The organism is Rhizobium sp. NRK18 (assembly GCF_024385575.1).
GTDB lineage: Bacteria > Pseudomonadota > Alphaproteobacteria > Rhizobiales > Rhizobiaceae > JANFMV01.
Genome location: NZ_JANFMV010000001.1, coordinates 1,424,483 through 1,445,778 on the forward strand (window position 1 = coordinate 1,424,483; position 21,296 = coordinate 1,445,778).

Sequence of the window (21,296 nt, forward strand, 5' to 3'; positions counted from 1 at the left end):
TCAAGAGGCGGAGGATTTCTCCGCCTTTTCCTTTTTCAGGATTTCCATGGCTTCCGGATAGGTGACGCAGGCAACATCGTCCTTGTGGCAGACATCCTGCAGAAGCCGGTCGAGTGCACGCCAGTAGGCGCCGTCGTTCATCTCCACGAAGTGGAAACCGAGCTGCAGCGGAATGCGGTCGCCGTCATATTGCCGGTCGAATGCGGACTTGAAGGCTTCATAGGCGCGCTCCTCGAACTGAGGCGCATCGCGCTTGTCTTCCTTGGCGTCGGAATGGCGGACATAGAGATTGTAGTCCATGCCGATGATGCGGCGGTCGCGCGGGCCTTCGGGGATGGTCGGGAGGCCGAAGCGGGTCAGCTTTCCATCCATGACCGGCAAAGCGGGACCGCGGGTCACGAGGCTCGCATCGAACAGGTAGCCCGCGTCCTTCTCCGCTTCCGGCAGCGTCTTGCTGACGGCGAGATATGGCGCGCGGAAGCCGCGGATGTCGTTGGTCACGAAGTCGGCCCAGCCATCCGGCGCGGTCTTGCCGATGCCGTCCCAGGCAGAGAGCAGGGTTTTGCGGAACGTGCCGAATTCTTCAAGCCAGTCGGCCTTGCTCCATTTGGAACCGTCGAAATGGCCGCAGGCGTGGCTGGCGATCTCGTGGCCTTCCAGATGGGCGTTCCAGACATTGTCGAGCCGCGCCGCGATGTCGGCATTGTCGGGCGCGAAGCCAACATTCGAGCGGCCGCGCTTCTCGCCGGGTGCCTGATAGGCGTGCGCCCTGTCCTTGGTCATGTAGAAGGTGCAGGAGAGGAAATAGGTGAAGTGCGCGCCGCTGTCCTTCGCCATCTGCCGGCTCTTTTCCCACAGCGCGTTGTCGTGGGCGCCGTCGAAGGAGATGATGACCAGCTGCTTCTGCGGCTCCTTCGCGATCGCCGTGGAGGCAAGAAGGCAGGTGAACAGCAATGAAAGGCGAGCAGAATGACGCATGAATGTCCTTCAATATTGATTTCGCGGGCCAATCCCGAATAAACCTGTGGCGCGAACGGATTGTCGCTGCTTCATGCAGGCGTTTCGTGGCGAAAAAACGATTGAATACAGCTTTCGGGGATCGGACATATGGCGCTTCTGGCGGTCAGCATCTTGCTTTTTCTCGCGGTCCATCTGGTCCGTGTCGTTGCGCCGGGTCTGCGCCGGTCAGCCATTTCCGCGATGGGAAGACCGGTGTGGATCATGCTCCATTCGGTGCTGAGCATTGCCACATTGGCGCTCTTGGTCTGGGCCTTCGCCGAGGCGCGGTCGGTGACCGGCATGCTCTACAATCCGCCGGTCTGGATGTCGCATATCACCTTGAGCCTGATGTTGATTGCCTGCGTCTGTCTGGCGGCCGCCGCGCTGCCGGCAGGCTACATCCGCACCAAGACGAAGTTTCCGCTGCTTGTGGCGATCAAGATCTGGGCGTTCTCGCACCTGCTTGCCAATGGTGAGACCTCCTCGGTGATGCTGTTCGGCGCATTCCTCGCCTGGGCGGTGGTGCTGCGCATTTCGCTGAAGAAGCGGGTGGCGTCCGGCGAGGTCGTAGCGCGGCCTTTCGTGTCCAGCCGCTACGACATTTTCGCGGTCGCACTCGGCATTCTGATCTGGGCGGCGATCGTCTTCCATCTGCATGAGGCCCTGATCGGCGTCAGCCCTCTGGTGGCCATGTAAACCAGGGTCGGCAAGAAAACACGGGCAGCCCCCTTACAATGCAGGCAAAATCGGGTAGAAGGCCCGGATAACAAAGGCTGGCGCAGAACGCGGCCGCGGAGACATGCATGGTACACAACGACGACAGTTTTATCCGTGAGGTAAACGAAGAGCTGCGCTCGGATCAGATGAAGGCCGTCTGGAGACGCTTCGGCCGGATCATCGTTGCGCTTGCCGTCCTGGTCGTCGTGGGAACTGCTGCCTATCGCGGCTACGAATATTGGGCCGATTCCCGTGCTTCCCGGTCGGGCGACCAGTTCCTTGCGGCGCTGCAGCTTGCTGACCAGGACAAGCTGGACGAAGCCAAGAAGGCGCTGGCCGACCTCGAAGCCAACGGCTCCGGCTCCTACCCGATCCTGTCGAAGATGCGCGCCGCTTCGCTGATGGCCCAGCAGGGCGACAAGAAGGGCGCGATCGACGCGTTCTCGGCAATCGGTAACGATGAGTCCGTTCCCGAAGCGATCCGCAACGCCGCAAAGCTGCGCGCCGGCTGGCTGCTCGTCGAAACGGGCACCTATGATCAGGTTTCGGCCGAAGTCGAAGTTCTGGCCGTTGCCGGCAATTCCTTCCGGCATTCCGCCCGCGAACTTCTCGGTCTCGCCGCCTTCAAGGCCGGCGATTACGGCAAGGCCAAGGAATGGTTCGACGCGATCGAAAACGACAACGAAACGCCGGCAAACATCGCCAACCGGGCCAAGATGCTGCTCGGCGTGATCGCTGCCTCCGGCAAGGTGGCGCAAGGCTGATATGAGCTTCACCGTCGCCATCGTCGGCCGTCCGAACGTCGGCAAGTCCACCCTTTTCAACCGGCTCGTCGGCAAGAAGCTGGCGCTGGTGGATGATACGCCGGGCGTGACCCGCGATCGCCGTCCTGGCGAGGCGAAGCTCATCGACCTCCGTTTCCGCATCATCGATACCGCCGGTCTCGAAGAGGCCGGCGCCGATACGCTGCAGGGCCGCATGCGCGCCCAGACCGAGATCGCCATCGATGAGGCCGACCTGACGCTGTTTCTGGTCGACGCCAAGATGGGCCTGACGCCGGTCGACCAAGAACTCGCCGGCATGCTGAGAAAGCGCGGCCGGCCGGTGGTGCTGGTCGCCAACAAGGCCGAGGCGCGCGGTTCCGACGGCGGCTTCTACGACGCCTTCACCCTCGGCCTCGGCGAACCGTGTCCGATCTCCGCCGAGCACGGCGAAGGCATGTGGGATCTGCGTGATGCCATCATCGCCGCGATCGGCGAGGAAAAGGCGTTTCCGTCCGAAGAGGAAGAGGCGGTCACGGACATCGACCTGCCGATCAGCGACGATGTCGATGATGACGACGAAGAGCCGCTCTACGACGACAGCAAGCCGCTTCGCGTGGCGATCGTCGGCCGTCCGAATGCCGGCAAGTCGACGCTCATCAACCGCTTCCTCGGCGAAGACCGTCTTTTGACCGGCCCCGAGGCCGGTATCACCCGCGACAGCATTTCCGTCGAGTGGGAATGGCGCGGACGGATGATCAAGATGTTCGACACCGCCGGCATGCGCCGCAAGGCGAAGGTCACCGAGAAGCTCGAAAAGCTCTCGGTCGCCGACACGCTGCGCGCCATCCGCTTTGCCGAACTGGTGGTCATCCTGTTCGATGCGACGATCCCGTTCGAAAAGCAGGACCTGCACATCGTCGATCTCGTGCTGCGCGAAGGCCGCGCCGCCGTGCTCGCCTTCAACAAGTGGGATCTGATTGAGGACCGTCAGGCGGTGCTCGCCGAGCTTCGCGAAAAGACCGACCGGCTGCTGCCGCAGGCGCGCGGCATTCGCGCCGTGCCGATCTCCGGCGAAACGGGGCAGGGCCTCGACAAGCTGATGCAATCGGTGACCGATACCGACCGGGTGTGGAACAAGCGCGTGTCGACGGCCAAGCTCAATCGCTGGCTCGACACCCAGCAGGTCCAGCATCCGCCACCGGCCGTCTCCGGCCGCCGCATCAAGCTGAAATACATGACGCAGGTGAAGACACGCCCGCCGGCGTTCATGATTTCCTCGACGCGCGCGGACGCGCTGCCGGAATCCTACGTGCGTTACCTGATCAATGGTCTGCGCAAGGATTTCGACATGCCGGGTGTGCCGATCCGGATCCATTTCCGGACCTCCGACAATCCGTTCGAAAAGAAGAAGCGCAAGACTCGCTGATCGGTTGGATTTCTCCGATCCGTCAATGGGATGCGGGCAGTTCCTGCGTGATTGATTCCGCGTTCTGGCGGCGCCGGAACAGGCCGAAGCGACGCGACGGCGGGATGCCGTTCGCCTTGAAGACATTGTCCAGGAACTGCCGCGTCGCCGCTTCCCATGTGAAGGTTTCCGACAGCGCGTGCGCATCCTCGCCCTTCAGCGGAAGAGCGTCGAGACAGGCCTGCCGCAGGTCGTCGTTCAGCGCTCCGGCCTGCGGATGGTCGCCGATGATGTCGATCGGTCCCATTACCGGATAGGCGGCCACCGGAACGCCGCTTGAAAGGGCTTCGAGGATGGTATTGCCGAACGTATCCGTCTTCGAAGGGAAGACGAAGACGTCGGCCTCGGCGTAAGCCGACGCAAGCTCCTCGCCGAATTTCACGCCGGTGAAATGAACGTCCGGGTAATGGGCTTTCAGCTTTTCCAGATCCGGACCGTCGCCGACGACGACCTTGGAGCCCGGAAGCTCGAGGTCGAGGAAGGCGGGCAGGTTCTTTTCGATCGCCACGCGGCCGACCGTCATGAAGATCGGGCGGGGGAGGCCGAAGGGGCGCTCCTGCTTTTCGCGGGGATGAAAGAGCGCGCCGTCGATGCCGCGGCTCCAGCGCATCAGGTTTTTGAAGCCATGCGCGGCGAGATCATTCTCGAGGCTCTTTGTCGCCACCATGCAGCCGGAGCCGGCATTGTGGAAGCGGCGCATGATGCCGTAGAGCAGCGTCAGTGGCACGGGGTAGCGGGCGGCGACATATTCCGGAAAGCGCGTGTGGTAGCTTGTCGAAAACGGCATGCCCTTGCGGCGGCACCAGGCGCGGGCGGCATAGCCGAGCGGCCCTTCGGTGGCGATGTGGACGAAGGCCGGCTGGGCTTCCTCGATCTTCTTGCCGACGGAGCGGGCGCTGCAGAGCGACAGGCGGATTTCCGGATAGGACGGGCAGGGGACGGAGCGGAAGAGCTGCGGCGTGATCATCACGGTTTCGAAGCCCATCTTGTCGAGCTCCCGGGAGGTCATCTCGATCGAGCGGACGACGCCGTTGACCTGAGGATGCCAGGCATCGGAGACGATGATGATTCGTGTCATTCCACAGTCACACCCATCCTTGCCGGGACCGGGCTGGCTCCAGCACGCCCGGACCATGCCTGCGTCATGTGACGTGAATATTACAGTGCGGCGGAACGCCTCAAAGGCCGAGCTTTTCGGCCGGTATCAATGCGCCATGATGGCTAATGACGCTTGCCGCGACGCGTGCTGCGAAGGCGGCGGCATCCTCCGGCGAAGCGCCGTCGAGATAGCGGGCGAGGAAGGCGCCGTTGTAGCTGTCGCCGGCGCTTGTGGTGTCGGCGACCTTGTCGGCGGTCGCGGCCGGCACATGGCGGCGGCCATTGCCGAAATCGAGGGTTGCGCCCTTGGCCCCGTCCTTGACGACAATGCCGGTGGCTCCGAGACCCTTGTAGCGGTCAAGGGTGGCGTCGATGGAGGCATCGCCGAAATGGGCGGCCTCGTCGTCGAAGCCGGGGAGCACGATGGACGCGGCGCGGGCGCCGAGGCTGATCGTGTCGAGCATGGTCTGACGATCCGGCCAGAGGCGCGGGCGCAGGTTCGGATCGAAGGCGACCGGCTTGCCGGAGACCTTGGCGCGGCGCAGTTCGGAGAGCAGCGTATCGAGGCCGTCGGGCTTCAGGATAGCCAGTGTGATGCCGGACACATAGACGATGTCGGCCGCATCGATGGCGCGGCGGAGGTGATCCGGATCGGCGGCGAGATCCTTGGCGGCGGACGTATCGCGCCAGTAGCTGAAGGAGCGTTCGCCGTCTTTCAGGTGGATCATGTAGAGGCCGGGCGTGCGGCCCTTGATGCGGCGGATGTCGCCGGTCTCGATATCGGCCCTGGACATGAAGGCGAGCATCTCGTCGGAGACCGGATCGTCGCCGAGCGCCGTGTAGTAGGAAACCGACCAGTCACCAGAAAGGCAGATGCGGGCATACCAGGCGGTGTTGAAGGTGTCGCCGGCATAGCCCTTGCGCAGAAGCCCGCCTTCGGCCTGCGACAGTTCGACCATGCATTCGCCGATGGAAAGAAAACGCTTCGCCAAGTCCGCCTCCAGAATTGCTGCCGAGCGGTCCTAGCCTTTTGACGCGATGCAGACAAGACGCCAGGGCCGCATTGCGGTTCCCCGGATTGTGCTTTACCCCTTGTCACAGGAGACCCTCCGCGCGGTGGCGGTCATCCGATTTTCAGATCAACAGGACGAGAGGTTCTCATGGCGGCTGGCAGGACGAATACGGGTGCGGACTGGTGGCGCGGCGGTGTCATCTATCAGGTCTATCCGCGCTCCTATCAGGACACCAGCGGCGACGGCATCGGCGATCTCAAGGGCATCACCCGTCGTCTCGACCATATTGCCTCGCTCGGCGTCGACGCCATCTGGCTGTCGCCGTTCTTCGCCTCGCCGATGGCCGACATGGGCTACGACGTTTCGGACTACTGCGACGTCGATCCGATGTTCGGCACGCTTGCCGATTTCGATGCGCTGGTCGAAAAGGCACACGAGCTCGGTCTGAAGATCATCATCGACCAGGTGCTCTCGCACAGTTCCGACCAGCATCCCTGGTTCAAGGAAAGCCGCTCGAGCCGCGACAATCCCAAGGCCGACTGGTACGTCTGGGCCGATCCCAAGCGCGATGGCACGGCGCCGAACAACTGGCTGTCGATCTTCGGCGGCCCGGCCTGGGAATGGGACGGCGTGCGCAAGCAGTATTACATGCACAACTTCCTCGCCTCGCAGCCCGATCTCAATTTTCACAATCCGGAGGTCCAGGAGGCTTTGCTCGAAGCCGTGAAGTTCTGGCTCGACCGGGATGTCGATGGCTTCCGGCTCGATACCGTCAACTTCTTCGTTCACGACAAGCACCTGCGCGACAACCCGCCGCTGGAGCCGGATCCGGACGCCGTCGGGCTCGATGCTCCCGACGTCAATCCCTACGGCATGCAGAATCACCTCTACGACAAGACGCAGCCGGAGAATATCGACTTCCTGAAGCGCTTCCGGGCGTTGCTCGACCGATATGAAGGCCGGACATCGGTCGGCGAGGTGGGCGACGGGGCGCGATCACTGAAGACGGTCGCCAATTATACCAGCGGCGGCGACAAGCTGCACATGTGCTACACGTTCGACCTGCTGAGCCCTGATTTTACCGCCGATCACATCCGTCGCTGTGTCATCGAATTCCAGAAGCAGGTGTCGGACGGATGGGTCTGCTGGGCGTTCTCGAACCACGACGTCCACCGTCATGTGAGCCGGTTTGCCCATAACTCTGCCGAATACGAGACCGTGGCAAAGCTGGCGATCAGCATTCTCGCCTGCCTGCGCGGCTCGATCTGCCTCTACCAGGGCGAGGAACTGGGGCTGCCGGAGGCGGAGCTTTCCTTCGAGGAACTGACCGATCCCTACGGCATCCGCTTCTGGCCGGCTTTCAAGGGTCGCGACGGATGCCGCACGCCGATGGTGTGGGAGCGGCAGCAGCCGAATGGTGGTTTCAGCATGGCAAAGCCCTGGCTGCCGGTGAAGCCGGAGCATCTGGCGATGGCCGCGGACGGTCAGGCCGGCGTCGAGGGATCGGTCATGGAGCACTACCGTGCCGTGCTGGCCTTCCGCAAGTCGCATGCCGTTCTCTTCGATGGCGACATGATGTTCCTTGGCGGCAATGCCGACCTGCTGGCCTTCACGCGGGAGAAGGACGGGGAGCATCTGGTCTTCGTCTTCAACCTGACCCGGCGGCCGCAGGACTATGCGCTGCCGGAGCACCTTGCCGACTGCCGGCCGCTCGATGCGCCGGCGATGGAGGGGACGCTGGAAAACCGCGTCGTCAGCCTTCCGCCGATGAGCGGGTTTGCGGGCAAGATAGGAGACTGATGATGGCGATCGCGATTGTTCGTTGCACGACGGATAACATGCGCGACTGGGTCCGCTTCCGGCACGTGCTGTGGCATGAACACACCGAGGAGCATCTCTTCGCCGAGGTGGAGGCAATGCTGACGCGGCCGGACCGGTTTGCCGGCTTCCTGGCGGTCGACGATGCGTCGGGACCTGTCGGTTTTGCTGAAGTCAGCATCCGCCATGACTCCGTGAGCGGCTGCAAGACCTCACCGGTCGCCTTTCTCGAGGGCATCTATGTTGCTCCTGAATCACGCCGCAAAGGCGTTGCGGGCCAGCTTGTGCAGGCGGTGGAGGGATGGGCCAGACAAAAGGGCATGACCGAGCTCGGCTCGGACGCCTATGCCGACAACACCGTCTCGCACGAGATGCACCGGTCGCTCGGCTTCGAGGATACCGAACGGGTGGTTTTCTTCCGCAAGGCGCTGGAGTGATCCTCCCGCTGCTCATCCCATCAGCGTGAAATTGTCGACGTCGACCATGCCCTTGTCGGAGATCTTCAGGTGCGGGATCACCGGCAGCGGCAGGAAGGCGAGCTGCAGGAAGGGTTCTTCCAGCGTGGCGCCGAGGGCGTAGGCGGCCTTACGCAGGTCGTGCAGCGTGTCGCGGACGCTTTCGTAGGGTTCCAAGCTCATCAGGCCGGCGACGGGCAGGGCGATCTCGCCGGTCACCTTGCCGTCCTCGACGACGACGAAGCCACCGTTGATCTCGGACAGCCGATTGGCGGCCCGCGCCATGTCGTCCTCGTTGACGCCGACCACGCAAATGTTGTGGCTGTCATGGCCGACGGTGGAGGCGATCGCGCCCTTCTTCAGGCCGAAACCCTGGACGAAGCCGTTGGCATGGTTGCCGTTCTTGCCGTGTCGCTCGATAACCGCGACCTTGATGATGTCGCGGTCGAAATCTATGCCCGTCTGGTTGCCCTTCGAGGGCAGTTGATAGCGGCGGTGCTCGGTGATGATCTTGCCGGGCAGGACACCGATGACCGAGGTCTCCAGTGCGCTTGACGGCACGCCGAAGTCGGCGGCATTGACGGGGTTCGCCTTGACGCTTTCGAGGCCGACGGGGGCGACGGGCTTGCGCGACGCGAACAGGCCTTCGGTGACGATGCGGCCAGCGGAGAAGACATATTCCGCCGCACAGTTTTCCAGGCTGTCGATCACCACCAGGTCGGCGCGCCAGCCGGGTGCGATCAGGCCGCGATCGCGCAGGCCGAAGGCGCGGGCGGCGGAAATCGAGGCGGCGCGGTAGACTGCGATCGGTTCGACGCCGGCGCGGATCGCGGTGCGGATCATGTAGTCGAGGTGGCCCTGTTCGGCGATGTCCAGCGGGTTTCTGTCATCCGTGCACAGCGCGACGAAGGGCGACAGGCGCTCGGTGAGGATGGACATCAGCGCATGCAGGTCCTTGGAAACGGAGCCTTCACGCACGAGGATGTGCATGCCCTTGCGGATTTTCTCCAGCGCTTCCTCGGCGCTGGTGCATTCGTGGTCTGTACGAATGCCGGCGGACAGATAGCCATTCAGGTCATTGCCGCGCAGAAGCGGCGCGTGGCCGTCGATGTGCCCACCCTGAAAGGCTTCGAGCTTCGCCATGCAGATCGGATCCTTGTGGATCACGCCCGGGAAGTTCATGAACTCCGCCAGGCCGATCACCTTAGGATGGTCGCGGAAGGGCAGGAGGCTCTCGATCGGCAGGTCGGCCCCCGCGGTCTCGAGATGGGTCGCCGGCACGCAGGACGACAGCTGAACGCGGATGTCCATGATCGTTTCCATGGCGGAAGCGAGGAAGAAGCGGATGCCTTCCGTGCCCAGGACATTGGCGATCTCATGCGGGTCGCAGATGGCAGTGGTCACGCCATAGGGCAGTACGCAGCGGTCGAACTCATGCGGGGTGACCAGCGAGGATTCGATGTGCAGATGGGTGTCGATGAATCCGGGGACCACGATCCGGCCGGAAATGTCGAATTCCTCGTTGCCGCTGTATTCGCCAAGCGTGCCGACGATGGTGTCGCCGCATATGGCGATGTCGGAGTGAACGAGTTCGCCGGTGACGAGATCGAAGAAGCGGCCGCCCTTCAAGACGATGTCCGCCTTTTCACGGCCCACGCCCTGGTCGATACGTCGGCTGAGGTCACTCATGCGAATCTGCTCCATGTTGCTTTGCAGCAAGTGTATCCCCCGCGGCAGGTCAAGGAAATGGCGGGAGACGGCTTTGGCGCTCAGGCCTTCGGTTTGTGCTCGACGGTCGCGACCGGTCCGCCGGCATCGCGCCAGGCGGTGAAGCCGCCCGCCACGTGGCTGACATTCTCAAGTCCCATGTCTTCAGCGGTCTTGGCGGCGAGCGCTGAGCGCCAGCCGCTGGCGCAGAAGAAGATGAAGCGCTTGTCCTCGGCGAAGACCGGCTTTGCGTAGGGGCTTTCCGGATCGATCCAGAATTCCAGCATGCCGCGCGGGCAGGAGAATGCGTCCGGAATGGTGCCTTCGCGCTCCCGCTCGCGCGGGTCGCGCAGATCGACGAAGACGACGGCCGGGTCACCGTGCAGGGAGGCCGCGTCGGCCGCGGTGACCGCGATGACCTGGGCATTCGCCTCATCGAGCAGTTGCTTGTAGCCCTTTTTCATTCGCTCCTCCGTCCGCATGTTCCAAGCGTTCCAGAGATCAACCTAGCGTCGCTTGCTCCGTGCGAAAACAGGGCAAGATGAAAAAGAGCGCATGCCGAAGAATTCGGGCGCGCAATCCGCCTCATGTTTTTGTCGACAACAGCCTCCGGCTTAAGAGTTCGATAATCAGCCTAGCCTAGAACTAACCTGTAATTTCTTGAGGCCTGCTCACCAATGCTCAATCAGACCACCAAGCTCGACCAGAGCCTGCCTGCAGTCATTCCCCCAAAATGTCCCGCCCGCACAGATCGCCCTTCAGAGCGTGGTTTTTTCTGGTGGGCGGCCGACGGGAGCGATCTGCCCGGCTGGTGCCTCGAAGCCAAGGTGATGCCGATTACGGACAAGCGGGAAGGTGGCGCCGGCGACGCCTATTTCGTGCCCGTCAGTGCCGGAAGCCTTGGACGCGATATCGCCGCAGTCCGCGATGAACTCGGCGATGATGCCTATCTGATTGCCGTCGTCGATGTCGCTCTCTCACCAACATGGTCCGCGAGGGTCATCTCTCTCGGTGCCGATGACGTGATGGATGTGACCGCGACGCCGGATGTCGTCATCGCGCGCGCCAGTCGGGCACTGGCGCGGCAATCGGCCAACGTCGCGCGCCTTGAGGAGGTCGCATCCGACCGCGCATTCCTGCAGACCTGCATCGACACGCTGCCTTCGCCGATCTTCTACAAGGACCGGCAAGGCCGATATATCGGATGCAACAAGGCCTTTTCCGCCTTCATCGGGCGCAGTCGCGCCGAGGTGCTGGGCAGCACCGTGTATGACGTCGCTCCGCCGGATCTTGCGAAGACCTACGAAGATGCGGATGAAGCCCTGATGCAGGAGCGCGGCGTGCAGATCTACGAAGCGAAGGTCTGTTTTGCAGGCGACGACCGCAGGCATACGGTGAGCTTCCACAAGGCGGCGATGATCGACGAAGGCGGCGAGGTCATCGGTCTTGCCGGCGCCATGCTCGACATCACAGAACATAAGGCGCTGGAGGCCAAGCTGATCGATGCGGCCGAGCGTGACCCTTTGACGAACTGCTACAATCGCCGCAAGTTCTTTACCGCAGGCGCTGCGATGGTCGAGGAGGCCATTGGGGGAAATGATCCTCTCTGCGTGCTGGTTCTCGACATCGATCACTTCAAGACCATCAATGACCGCTTCGGACATGCCGGCGGTGACGTGGTCCTGCTGGAGGTGGCGGAGCGTCTCGACGATCGCGTGCGCGGCGACGGGCTGATTGCGCGAGCCGGTGGCGAGGAGTTCTTCGTGGTGATGAAGGGCAAATCGCTCGACGATGCCGTCGTCTATGCGGAGATGCTGCGCAATCTGGTGGCGAGAGACGCTGTGCCGGTCAGCAGCGGCAGCGTGACGGTGACGGTCAGCATCGGCGTCGCCCAACTCCATGCCGAAGACGGCGGCCTCAATGACGTGCTGAAGCGGGCTGACGAAGCGCTGTACGCCGCCAAGGCTTCCGGGCGCAACCGTGTCCACAGGGCCGAAATCCTCGGCTGAGCCCGCCATGCTCGCGGCCAATGACGTGAACGGACCTACAGACGAAAAAGCCTCCCCGTGATGAGCGGGGAGGCTGTCGTTTCGCAATCCTCGGCCTTTTGCCTCAGATGTTGTTCATCAGGATTTCGCGCAGCTTGCCGAACAGCTCGTCGATGTGGTGCTTTTCGATGATCAGCGGCGGCGACAAGGCGATGATGTCGCCCGTCGTGCGGATCAAAAGGCCCTTTTCGTAGGCTTTCAGGAAGGCGGTGAAGGCGCGCTTCGTTGGCTCGCCGGCGATCGGCGAGAGCTCGATTGCACCGATCAGGCCGATGTTGCGGATATCGATGACGTTCGGGCAATCCTTCAGCGAATGCAGCGCATCTTCCCAGTAGGACGCCATCTCGGCGCCGCGGGTGAGAAGGCCTTCTTCCTTGTAGGTGTCGAGGGTGCCAAGCGCCGCCGCGGATGCGATCGGGTTGCCGGAATAGGTGTAGCCGTGGAAGAACTCGATCAGGTGTTCCGGCCCGTTCATGAAGGCGTCGTGGATTTCCGACGTCACGAACACGGCGCCCATCGGGATGACGCCGTTGGTCAGGCCCTTGGCGGTGGTGATGATGTCGGGCATGACGTCGAAATACTGGGCGGCGAACGGCGTGCCAAGACGGCCGAAACCGGTGATGACTTCGTCGAAGATCAGCAGGATGCCGTGCTTGGTGCAGATGTCACGCAGCTTCTTGAGGTAGCCCTTCGGCGGAATGAGCACGCCGGTGGAGCCGGCGACCGGCTCGACGATGACGGCGGCGATCGTCGAGGCATCATGCAGGGTGACGATACGCTCAAGCTCGGTGGCGATGTCGCCGCCATGCTCCGGCTCGCCGCGGGTGAAGGCGTTCTGGCCGGGCAGGTGGGTGTGTGGCATATGGTCGACGCCGGTCAGAAGTGTGCCGAACATCTTGCGGTTTGCGACGATGCCTCCGACCGAAATGCCGCCGAAATTGACGCCGTGATAACCGCGTTCGCGGCCGATCAGGCGGAAGCGGGAGCCGTCGCCCTTGGCGCGGTGATAGGCGAGCGCCACCTTCAGCGCGGTCTCGACCGATTCCGAACCCGAATTGGTATAGAGAACGTGGTTCATGCCTTCCGGCGCAATGTCGACCAGGCGGTTGGCCAGTTCGAAGGCCTTGGGGTGGCCGAGCTGGAAGGCGGGTGCATAGTCGAGCTCGCCGGCCTGCTCGCGAATGGCTTCGGTGATCTTCGGGCGGCAGTGGCCGGCATTGACGCACCACAGGCCGGCGGTGCCGTCGAGCACCTGGCGCCCGTCGTGCGTCGTGTAATACATATCCTTGGCGCCAACGAACAGGCGCGGTTCCTTCTTGAACTGGCGGTTCGCCGTAAACGGCATCCAAAAGGCGCGCAAATCGTTCGGTGTGGCATTCAATCTGTTTGACATTTTCTTCTCCGAAGCCCAATGCAAAACGGCACCCGATGCGGATGCCGCTTCGTTTTTTTACCGGATGGCAAATTATCAGCGCTGCGCCTTTAGTCAACGAGCGCCGCGAGTCCTGTTACCGTTCGGTGATGAGGTTGGGTGGAAGGTGCAACGAGGGCGGGTCTCTCGCTGTCGATTTGTGTCAGCGGACCAGGCGTGTGCCTGGCCGCGTTCACACCGTCGATGTGTCGGTCGGTAGACCTGGGCGAGGCCCGATCGCTGATATCAGGCCGCCGCCTCTCCCTGTATCGCCTTGGCGGCGTGAAGATCCGTCAATAGGGTCATCAGCCTCGCGACGGCTTCACTGTTGCTCGAATAGTATATTGTCTGGGCTTCGCGACGGGTGGCTACAAGCTTCTGTGCGCGCAATTTGGAGAGGTGCTGTGACAGGGCGGATTGGCTGAGGTCGACCCGTTCGGCCAGGTCGCCGACGGCGACTTCGCCCATCAAAAGAAAATTCAGGATCATCAGTCGCTTGGGATTGGCGAATGCTGACAGCATCCTGGCCGCCTCATCGCAGAAGACGGTAAGCGCCATTTTCTCGGTCATGGTTTTGTGTCTCGGTATTAAAGTAGGGCCTTGGGATTGCCATGTGGTATATCAGCAATTGTTGGATCGTACATTCTTAATTTTGGAAAACTGGAATATTTAGTTCATTTAATAAGGTTCGCATACTTTCTATGCTGTCCACTATCCTTCCGAATTCCTTGCGGATTAGAGTGTCGCCATTCTTGAGATCAAGGCCGGCTGGATCGATGCCAACCAGCCTGCATCTTCCCTTTGCCGGGTTGCGCCCCCTGGCTGCCGCAAGCCTGGAAATGATGTCCGGCCATCCTGCGTTAATGGTGTCCAAAAGATCCTGTTCGTATCTCTCCATTTGATTTGCGATAGATGGCGGGATCACAAAATCGCTGCCTTCCAGAAGATAGGCCCGGCCAAACCCGCCGTTCAGGCTCGCGCGTTGCGGCGTAAGCCTGAAGAAACGGAAGTCCGGAAAATCTATATACAAGGCCGCCTTGGGATGACGAGCGAGGAATCGGCGGCGCAATGTCGCATGTATGGCGCTGTCACGGTCGACCGGATCGGCGAGGCATTGAACGGTGACGCGCGGGTGGGCGAGGGGGTCGCCCTTGCCCGGCTCGCCGGCAAGCAGCGAGGCGCGGCCATCGGCCAGCAATGCCTTGGTGTGGGTGGAGAGCGCGGACACCAGAATGATCGGGGCGCAGTCGGGAGCGGTCCCGACCAGCGTGCGGCTGACAAACGGAAACCCGGTTCCGGGCTCCAGGACCGACAGGGAGGCGTAGGAGGCCGAACGCAGAAGCGCGCGGGCCAGACCGCGCGCTTCCTCATCCGTCTCTCTGATGACCGACGGCTTGTCTGCCATGTTTCCTGACCGCGTTACGCCGGCTCGGCGCGCTTGTGGCGCGTCAGGCCGGAAATGACGTCCTGCGCTCCGATCGTGCCGACAACCGCGCCGTTCTCGACCACGCCGATGACACCGGGCTGGCGCGACAGAGCGTCGAGGATGTTGGCGAGCGGCGTCGTCGGAGAGGTCGTCCCGGTCACACCGCTTCCGGCTTCAGCTCCGCCGGCGCCCGGCCGCATCACGTCGCGGGCGAGCAGCATGTTGATCGGGTTCAGGTGCTGGACGAAATCGGCGACGTAGTCGTTTTCCGGGTTGCGGACGATCTCCTGCGGCGTGCCGCACTGGATGATCCTCCCGCCTTCCATGATGGCGATGCGGTTGCCGATCCTGACCGCTTCGTCGAGATCGTGGCTGACGAAGAGAATAGTTTTCTTTAGCCGCCGCTGGAATTCCAGGAGTTCGTCCTGCAGCCGCGTCCGGATCAGCGGATCGAGCGCCGAGAAGGGTTCGTCCATCAGGAGGATCGGTGCGCCGGTCGCGAAGGCACGGGCCAGGCCGACGCGCTGCTGCATGCCGCCGGACAGTTCGCCCACTTTGCGGTTCTTCCACTGGGCGAGGTTGACCAGTTCCAGCTGCTCGTCGACCTTGGCGTTCATCTCCTTCTCCGGCATGCCGGCGAGCTCGAGGCCGAAGCCGACATTCTCGGCGACTGTCCGCCACGGTAGCAGCGCAAACTGCTGAAACACCATGGAAACGGTGTGCGTGCGCAGGTCGCGCAGTGTCCGGGCATTGGCGGTGTAAGGGTTGACCGGCCCGTTCGGCGTGATCACCGAGACTTCGCCGCGCACGACCGGGGCAAGCGCGTTGACGGCGCGCAGCAGCGTCGACTTGCCGGAGCCGGACAGGCCCATCAGGACGAGAATCTCGCCCTCCTTGACGGTCAGCGAGGCGTCGGCGACGCCGAGAACGAGGCCGGTCTCGCGGCTGATCTCGTCGCGGGTCTTGCCGGCGTCGATCATCGGGATCGCTGGTCCGGGCTTGTCGCCGAAGACGATGTCGATGTTCTTGAAGATGACAGCGTCACTCATGCGCCTTCTCCTTCGTCGGAAATGCGGAACACGCGGTCGAGGATGATTGCCAGGATGACGATGCAGGTGCCTGCCTCGAAGCCCTTGGCGACGTTGACCGTATTGAGCGCACGCACCACCGGTACGCCGAGACCCGGCGCGCCGACGAGTGCGGCGATGACGACCATCGACAGCGACAGCATGATCGTCTGCGTGAGGCCGGCCATGATCTGCGGTAGCGCGAAGGGCAGTTCCACCTTGGTCAGCACCTGCAGCGGCTTCGCGCCGAAGGCTTCGGCGGCTTCGACCAGCGAACCGGGCGTCGAGATGATGCCGAGACGGGTGAGGCGGATCGGCGCCGGGATCGCGAAGATCACCGTTGCGATCAGGCCGGGTACCATGCCGAGGCCGAACAGGATGAGCGCCGGGATCAGGTAGACGAAGGTCGGCAGCGTCTGCATGAGATCGAGAATGGGGCGAATGACGGAATAGAGCCAGGCGCGGCGGGCGGCGGCAATGCCGATCGGAACGCCGATGATCATACAGACCGCCGTGGCGACGACGACCAGCGCCAGGGTTTCGGTGGTTTCCTTCCAGTAGCCCTGGTTCATGATCAGCAGGAAGCCGATGAGCACCAGCAGCGCGTTGGAGAGGCTGCGCCTGAAATACCAGGTCGCCGCCGTGAAGACGAGAATGATGAAGATGCCGTAGTAGTTCTCGTATCCGGTGCCTTTGAGGTCGGGCATCTGCAGCACGTAGACGAGCGCATCGATGCAGGACTTCAGGACCCTGGTGACGAAATTGAAGAACCAGCCGAAATTGTCGGTGAGCCATTCGAAGAAGGCTTCCGACCATTTGCCGATGGCAATCTTGTAGTCCTTGTCGAAGAGAAATGAGTTGTCTGAAAACATGGCTGAGTGGGGCCCCCGTGCCTAGACTGTCCCTGCAATCGGAAACGGGGTGCCTTGGCACCCCGTTTCGTCATGTCATCAGAGGCCGAGAGCCGACTTGACCGCGGCAGAGGCATCGCCGCCGTCGAAGGTCGTCACGCCGGCGAGCCACGGCTCGATGGCGTCCGGATTGGCCTTCAGCCATTCCGTTGCGGCAGCTTCCGGCTCTTCGCCGTCATCGAGAATCTTGCCCATGATCTCGCTTTCCATCGGCAGTGTGAAGGACAGGTTCTTCAGGAGAGCGCCGACGTTCGGGCATTCGCTGGTGTAGCCTGCGCGGACGTTGGTGTAGACGGTTGCGCCGCCGAAGTCGGGGCCGAACACGTCGTCGCCGCCGGACAGATAGGTCAGGTCGAAGCGAACGTTCATCGGATGCGGTGCCCAGCCGAGGAAGACGATCGGCTGGTCGGCCTTCTTGGCACGGGCAACCTGCGCCAGCATGCCCTGTTCGGAGGATTCCACGAGTTCGAAGTCCTTCAGGCCGAACTGGTCGCCCTTGATCATGTCGAGGATCAGGCGGTTGCCGTCATTGCCGGGCTCGATGCCGTAGATCTTGCCTTCGAGCTCGTCCGAATGCTTGGCTATGTCGGCGAAATCCTTGATGCCGATTTCGGCGCCCTTGGCATTGGTTGCGAGCGTGTACTTGGCGCCTTCGAGGTTGGCGCGCACACTTTCGACCGAACCGTCTTCACGGTAGGGCTTCAGGTCGCCTTCCATCGTCGGCATCCAGTTGCCGAGGAACACGTCGATGTCCTTGTTCTTCAGCGAGGTATAGGTCACGGGAACGGAGAGAACGGTGACGCTCGGCTCATAGCCGAGAGCCTTGAGAACGACGGACGTCGTCGCCGTCGTGGCGGTGATGTCGGTCCAGCCGACGTCGGAAAAGCGGACTGCCTTGCAGTTGTCGGCTTCTGCTGCCATCGCGCTTGTGAAGCCGACGATGGACATGGCCGAAGCCGCAAAAATTCCCAGAATGCTTGTTTTCATCATGTTTGACTCCCAGTCTTAATTTTTGTTCCCAAGCCAAGCACCAATACCTCAATCGATCAAGCGGTTTCGGTTCGTTTGCGCCAGTTTGCCCAGTGCGTTTGCGACGTTCAGAAATGGCTAAAATTTAAGCGCGCGGGGAGTTGGTCTGGGATTTTGATCATGCCGCATGCGAACGCACAGCGGCGGTGAAACGGTGAGGCAAGCCCGGAAAGGGCGGGTGTGACCTAGCGGCAGGCTGCTGGAAGGGCAACCCCTTTTGGGGAAATTTCATTGAAATTCCTGTGATTTTTGCCAGTTTTTTCACTTTTGGCGATGGCTGGCGGAAGTCCTGTTGCTGCACGCGCACCTAGTGGGTGAAAATGTGCCGGGTTTGATCCTGATCAAGCCGCGTCATCAGGTCATGCCGTAGAGCATGCTTATATCGAGTAGCATTGCTGCATGTTTTGTCGGCGTGGGGTCGGCAAAACGGATGACGACGAAAGGACATCGGATGAAGTTGAGTTTTGTTGCCGTTGCTGCCGCATCGCTAATGGTCGCGGGAGCGGCCCATGCGGACGGGGATGCTGCAGCCGGCGCCAAGGTTTTCAAGAAGTGTGCGGCCTGTCACACCGCCACCGAGCCGAAGAACAAGGTTGGACCGTCGCTGATGGGTGTGGTCGGCCGTCCGGTGGCAACCGTAGAGGGCTACACCTATTCGCCCGACATGAAGGCCTTCGGGGCCGACGGCAAGGTCTGGGACGACGCTCTGCTCGACCAGTATCTCAAGAAGCCCAAGGCGCTGGTGCCGAAGACCAAGATGGCGTTTGCAGGTCTGACGAAGGAAGAGGATATCCTCGACATCATCGCCTACCTCAAGGATCCGGCGGCGGCAAAGTAACGTCGCGCCGATCTCTTGACAGCATTTTCAAAGAGATGGCCCGGCGGATCGTTCCGCCGGGCCTCTTGTCATTCGCCTGCCGATTATCTCTTGTACCGATTGCAGCCATAACTACATTTCAGCGGCGGAATCACAACTATCCGTTTGGATTGATTGTCTTCCCGCGATTGACGGAACCGCGTCTGCCGATAATCTGCAGACGGGCTCACAAGGGGAGACGTTTGCAATGGCCACGCTTCAATCGTTCGACAGCGAGATCGAAAAGACCAGGGGTATCGTCAAGGACATGCGCTCGAAGCTCGAGCAGTCCGGCATTGTCCTCGAGGAATTCGCCAAATCCGATGAAAAGCTCGGCAGTGCCGATTTCGACATCGAGAATGCGCGGCTACAGGATGTCATCAACCAGCAGAAGGTGATGGAAACGAATATCGCCGACCTGATCATCGGGCTAGAGGATGCCACCAATGTTTTCGGACAGGAGTTCGAAAGCATGAAGAGCATGACAGGTTTCGAAAAGTTCGTCGGCATCTTCTCCAAGCAGAAGGCGCAGCGCATGCGCACCGACCGGGTTCGCAACATGTCGCTCGCCGGCAATCTGCAGGACCTGCTCGGCAAGTCGGATGCGATCGTCGGTATCCTGAAAGAGCAGCGCGCCGTTCTCGACGAGCGCTACAAGACGTCCGAGGCGAGCCTCGTGCAGGTGATCGAGCGTCGCAAGGCGACGATCGGCACGCTGGAAGAGACGCAGAAGCGGATCGACGATCTTAATCCCATGCTCATGGACCTCGAAAACCGCATTGCCGCTTCGACCGACCAGGGCGAACGCACGCAGATCGAGGGCGAGCGCTCGGCGATGGCGACGGAGTACAATCAGTTGCAGGCACGCGAGCAGGAACTGTTGGCCGAGAGCCAGACGTTGGAACGCTACACGTCGATGTTCCAGACCTTCGTCGACTCGCTCAACAACCAGATTGCCGCCCAGAATACGCTGATCAACAAGCTGACGATCGACACCGAGCAGCGCATCGTTCTCTACAAGGCGCTGGAAGATTCGCTGAAGACGGCGGCGCAGCAGGATGTGGCGCACAAGATCAACACGCTTGGCAGCAAGGTCGATACAGCCGCCGAGGAGACGATGGCCGGCATCGGCGCCGCCGCCCAGCGCCACATTGGCGATCTTCTGGAAATGCACGAGAAGAACATGCTGTCCACCCAGGACATCCAGCGCCGCAAGAAGCTCGCCGACGACGCCTTCGCCCGCCGCTTCCAGGCGGTGATGGACAAGCACAATTCGGCAAACTACGTGAAGCAGTAAGCTTTCACACGGCATTCCCGACCCTTTCCCCATACATGGGGTCAGGGTTGGGATCAGGGGCATTTGGAAATGAGCAATGGGTCACCCGCCGCCGCGCATTATTTTGCGACGATCAAGGCGGCGCTTTCCGGGTTTGAGGCTTATGTGGAGCAGCGTGGGCCGAAGGGGCCCGTCGATGGTTTCGCGGCGGGCGTGCTGGAACCCTATCTCAGGCGGCTGATGGCGTCGTTTTCCTGCTGGGAGACGCATGCCGGCTTTGCCGAGCAGTTCCGCATTTCGCGTGCCGACAGCGGCTTTCCGGTGTTCCAGAACGTGCTGGAACTCGAAAACGACCGTGCCAGCGCCGAGAGCCGGCTGGCCTCCATTCCCCCGGCGCAGGCGCTGCGCGAGGAAATGGCGGACTTCATCCTCAGGCAGAAGAGCTTTCCGTCGGCGTTGCAGCAGCAGATGGCCGAGCGCATCTACCTGGAGCAGATCGGCGAGGGCGCCGTCTTCTCGCCGGCCGTCCTGCCGGACACGCTGCATGTTTCCGTCAATCCGAAGACGATGCGGCCGGTCTATCACGTCGCCTGGGGCATTTTTGACGGTAGCCAGACGCTGCCGATGGTCTATCTGGCGGCGATCGAGGATTCGTCGGAAGAGATGGTCAAGCTGCTGGTGACGAAGGACGGCAGGCTCAATCCGGATGCAGACATTCCGCTGCCGGTCGGCGGTTTGCTCAATCCGCGGCTTGCGGTGCGGTTCGACGATTTCGTCGTGCGCAACGGCGCCTATTCGCTCACGCCGGCAACGATTGCCGTCAATCTCGACCAGGATTTTCCGGAACTGCATCCGAAGGTCGTGCGCCGGCTGGTGCTCGGCCCGCTCTATTCCGCCGGCATCACCGAGAACAACGGGCGCGTCAACGACGTGCTCTCCAAGGTCCGGAACGGCGACAATGCCTGGATGTTCACCTGGACGATGCAGGAGATCTTCTCCAAGCGCGAGCGGCCGGAAAAGAAGGGCTTCTTCTCGACCGCGCCGGCGGCGGAGGAATTCCACATCGAGACCAACGATCTCGAGGCGACCCGCATGGGGGTCAGCGCCTACGAAAAGCACGCCCTCGTGCCGCATGACGCCTATCAGGCGCTCTATGCAGCCGGCGAGGCCGACAGCATTTTCGGCAATTACAAGGTGCATGTGATTTCATCGAACAGGGTGATCAGCGAGGTTTGA

The 21,296-nt window shown here is 62.0% G+C and carries 20 protein-coding genes; 9 read left to right on the forward strand and 11 right to left on the reverse strand.

Annotation, left to right across the window (positions count from 1 at the left end; all coding sequences use genetic code 11):
* Window positions 1-978 carry a polysaccharide deacetylase gene (locus tag NN662_RS06560; protein WP_261929497.1) on the reverse strand — a complete coding sequence of 326 codons (978 nt, stop codon included), beginning with the start codon at window positions 976-978 and terminating at the stop codon, window positions 1-3.
* Between the two features lie 129 nt (window positions 979-1,107).
* Here NN662_RS06560 and NN662_RS06565 point away from each other — a divergent pair, with 129 nt between their 5' ends.
* From NN662_RS06565 to der, 3 genes are all read left to right on the forward strand, one after another.
* Window positions 1,108-1,695, forward strand: a complete 588-nt coding sequence (locus NN662_RS06565) for an NnrU family protein (protein WP_261929498.1) — start codon at window positions 1,108-1,110, stop codon at window positions 1,693-1,695.
* Window positions 1,696-1,802: 107 nt separating this feature from the next.
* Window positions 1,803-2,480, forward strand: a complete 678-nt coding sequence (locus NN662_RS06570; RefSeq protein ID WP_261929499.1) for a tetratricopeptide repeat protein — start codon at window positions 1,803-1,805, stop codon at window positions 2,478-2,480.
* Between the two features lies 1 nt (window position 2,481).
* The gene (gene der / locus NN662_RS06575) at window positions 2,482-3,906 is read left to right on the forward strand and encodes a ribosome biogenesis GTPase Der (RefSeq protein ID WP_261929500.1); all 1,425 of its coding nucleotides are present in this window, start codon (window positions 2,482-2,484) and stop codon (window positions 3,904-3,906) included.
* A 22-nt stretch (window positions 3,907-3,928) separates the two neighbouring features.
* Here the strand turns inward: der and NN662_RS06580 are convergent, their stop codons facing one another.
* Both NN662_RS06580 and NN662_RS06585 read right to left on the reverse strand, forming a co-directional pair.
* Window positions 3,929-5,023 carry a glycosyltransferase family 4 protein gene (locus NN662_RS06580; protein WP_261929501.1) on the reverse strand — a complete coding sequence of 365 codons (1,095 nt, stop codon included), beginning with the start codon at window positions 5,021-5,023 and terminating at the stop codon, window positions 3,929-3,931.
* A 100-nt stretch (window positions 5,024-5,123) separates the two neighbouring features.
* On the reverse strand, window positions 5,124-6,035 hold the full coding sequence (locus NN662_RS06585; RefSeq protein ID WP_261929502.1) for a sugar kinase: 912 nt from the start codon (window positions 6,033-6,035) through the stop codon (window positions 5,124-5,126).
* A gap of 168 nt (window positions 6,036-6,203) precedes the next feature.
* Here NN662_RS06585 and NN662_RS06590 point away from each other — a divergent pair, with 168 nt between their 5' ends.
* Both NN662_RS06590 and aac(6') read left to right on the forward strand, forming a co-directional pair.
* The gene (locus tag NN662_RS06590) at window positions 6,204-7,856 is read left to right on the forward strand and encodes an alpha-glucosidase (RefSeq protein ID WP_261929503.1); all 1,653 of its coding nucleotides are present in this window, start codon (window positions 6,204-6,206) and stop codon (window positions 7,854-7,856) included.
* Window positions 7,856-8,311, forward strand: a complete 456-nt coding sequence (gene aac(6'), locus NN662_RS06595; protein ID WP_261929504.1) for an aminoglycoside 6'-N-acetyltransferase — start codon at window positions 7,856-7,858, stop codon at window positions 8,309-8,311. Before NN662_RS06590 ends, aac(6') begins: the two co-directional genes overlap by 1 nt.
* A 12-nt stretch (window positions 8,312-8,323) precedes the next feature.
* Here the strand turns inward: aac(6') and ade are convergent, their stop codons facing one another.
* Both ade and NN662_RS06605 read right to left on the reverse strand, forming a co-directional pair.
* Window positions 8,324-10,018 (reverse strand): adenine deaminase, encoded by a 1,695-nt coding sequence (gene ade / locus NN662_RS06600; protein WP_261929505.1) that lies wholly within the window; start codon window positions 10,016-10,018, stop codon window positions 8,324-8,326.
* A gap of 80 nt (window positions 10,019-10,098) precedes the next feature.
* Window positions 10,099-10,500 carry a rhodanese-like domain-containing protein gene (locus NN662_RS06605; RefSeq protein ID WP_261929506.1) on the reverse strand — a complete coding sequence of 134 codons (402 nt, stop codon included), beginning with the start codon at window positions 10,498-10,500 and terminating at the stop codon, window positions 10,099-10,101.
* A gap of 213 nt (window positions 10,501-10,713) precedes the next feature.
* Here NN662_RS06605 and NN662_RS06610 point away from each other — a divergent pair, with 213 nt between their 5' ends.
* Entirely contained in the window at window positions 10,714-12,045 is a 1,332-nt protein-coding gene (locus tag NN662_RS06610; RefSeq protein ID WP_261929507.1) for a GGDEF domain-containing protein, read from the forward strand.
* 103 nt (window positions 12,046-12,148) lie between these two features.
* On the opposite strand, the gene NN662_RS06615 is transcribed toward NN662_RS06610, so the two are convergent.
* From NN662_RS06615 to NN662_RS06640, 6 genes are all read right to left on the reverse strand, one after another.
* Window positions 12,149-13,477 (reverse strand): aspartate aminotransferase family protein, encoded by a 1,329-nt coding sequence (locus NN662_RS06615; RefSeq protein WP_261929508.1) that lies wholly within the window; start codon window positions 13,475-13,477, stop codon window positions 12,149-12,151.
* A 264-nt stretch (window positions 13,478-13,741) separates the two neighbouring features.
* Window positions 13,742-14,065, reverse strand: a complete 324-nt coding sequence (locus NN662_RS06620; protein ID WP_261929509.1) for an ArsR/SmtB family transcription factor — start codon at window positions 14,063-14,065, stop codon at window positions 13,742-13,744.
* Window positions 14,066-14,141: 76 nt separating this feature from the next.
* Complete coding sequence (locus NN662_RS06625; RefSeq protein WP_261929510.1) at window positions 14,142-14,900, reverse strand: HugZ family protein; 759 nt, start codon at window positions 14,898-14,900, stop codon at window positions 14,142-14,144.
* Between the two features lie 14 nt (window positions 14,901-14,914).
* A complete protein-coding gene (gene choV, locus NN662_RS06630) occupies window positions 14,915-15,970 on the reverse strand; it encodes a choline ABC transporter ATP-binding protein (RefSeq protein WP_261929511.1) in 1,056 nt (351 codons plus the stop codon).
* On the reverse strand, window positions 15,967-16,860 hold the full coding sequence (gene choW, locus NN662_RS06635) for a choline ABC transporter permease subunit (RefSeq protein WP_261929512.1): 894 nt from the start codon (window positions 16,858-16,860) through the stop codon (window positions 15,967-15,969). The genes choV and choW overlap by 4 nt, the downstream gene beginning before the upstream one ends.
* Window positions 16,861-16,938: 78 nt before the next feature.
* Window positions 16,939-17,886, reverse strand: a complete 948-nt coding sequence (locus NN662_RS06640) for a choline ABC transporter substrate-binding protein (protein WP_410010963.1) — start codon at window positions 17,884-17,886, stop codon at window positions 16,939-16,941.
* A 493-nt stretch (window positions 17,887-18,379) separates the two neighbouring features.
* Between NN662_RS06640 and NN662_RS06645 the strand changes: the two genes are divergently transcribed.
* From NN662_RS06645 to NN662_RS06655, 3 genes are all read left to right on the forward strand, one after another.
* The gene (locus tag NN662_RS06645; protein ID WP_261929514.1) at window positions 18,380-18,766 is read left to right on the forward strand and encodes a c-type cytochrome; all 387 of its coding nucleotides are present in this window, start codon (window positions 18,380-18,382) and stop codon (window positions 18,764-18,766) included.
* A 226-nt stretch (window positions 18,767-18,992) separates the two neighbouring features.
* The gene (locus NN662_RS06650; RefSeq protein WP_261929515.1) at window positions 18,993-20,081 is read left to right on the forward strand and encodes a hypothetical protein; all 1,089 of its coding nucleotides are present in this window, start codon (window positions 18,993-18,995) and stop codon (window positions 20,079-20,081) included.
* 69 nt (window positions 20,082-20,150) lie between these two features.
* Window positions 20,151-21,296, forward strand: coding sequence for a hypothetical protein (locus NN662_RS06655; protein ID WP_261929516.1), 1,146 nt, complete (start codon window positions 20,151-20,153; stop codon window positions 21,294-21,296).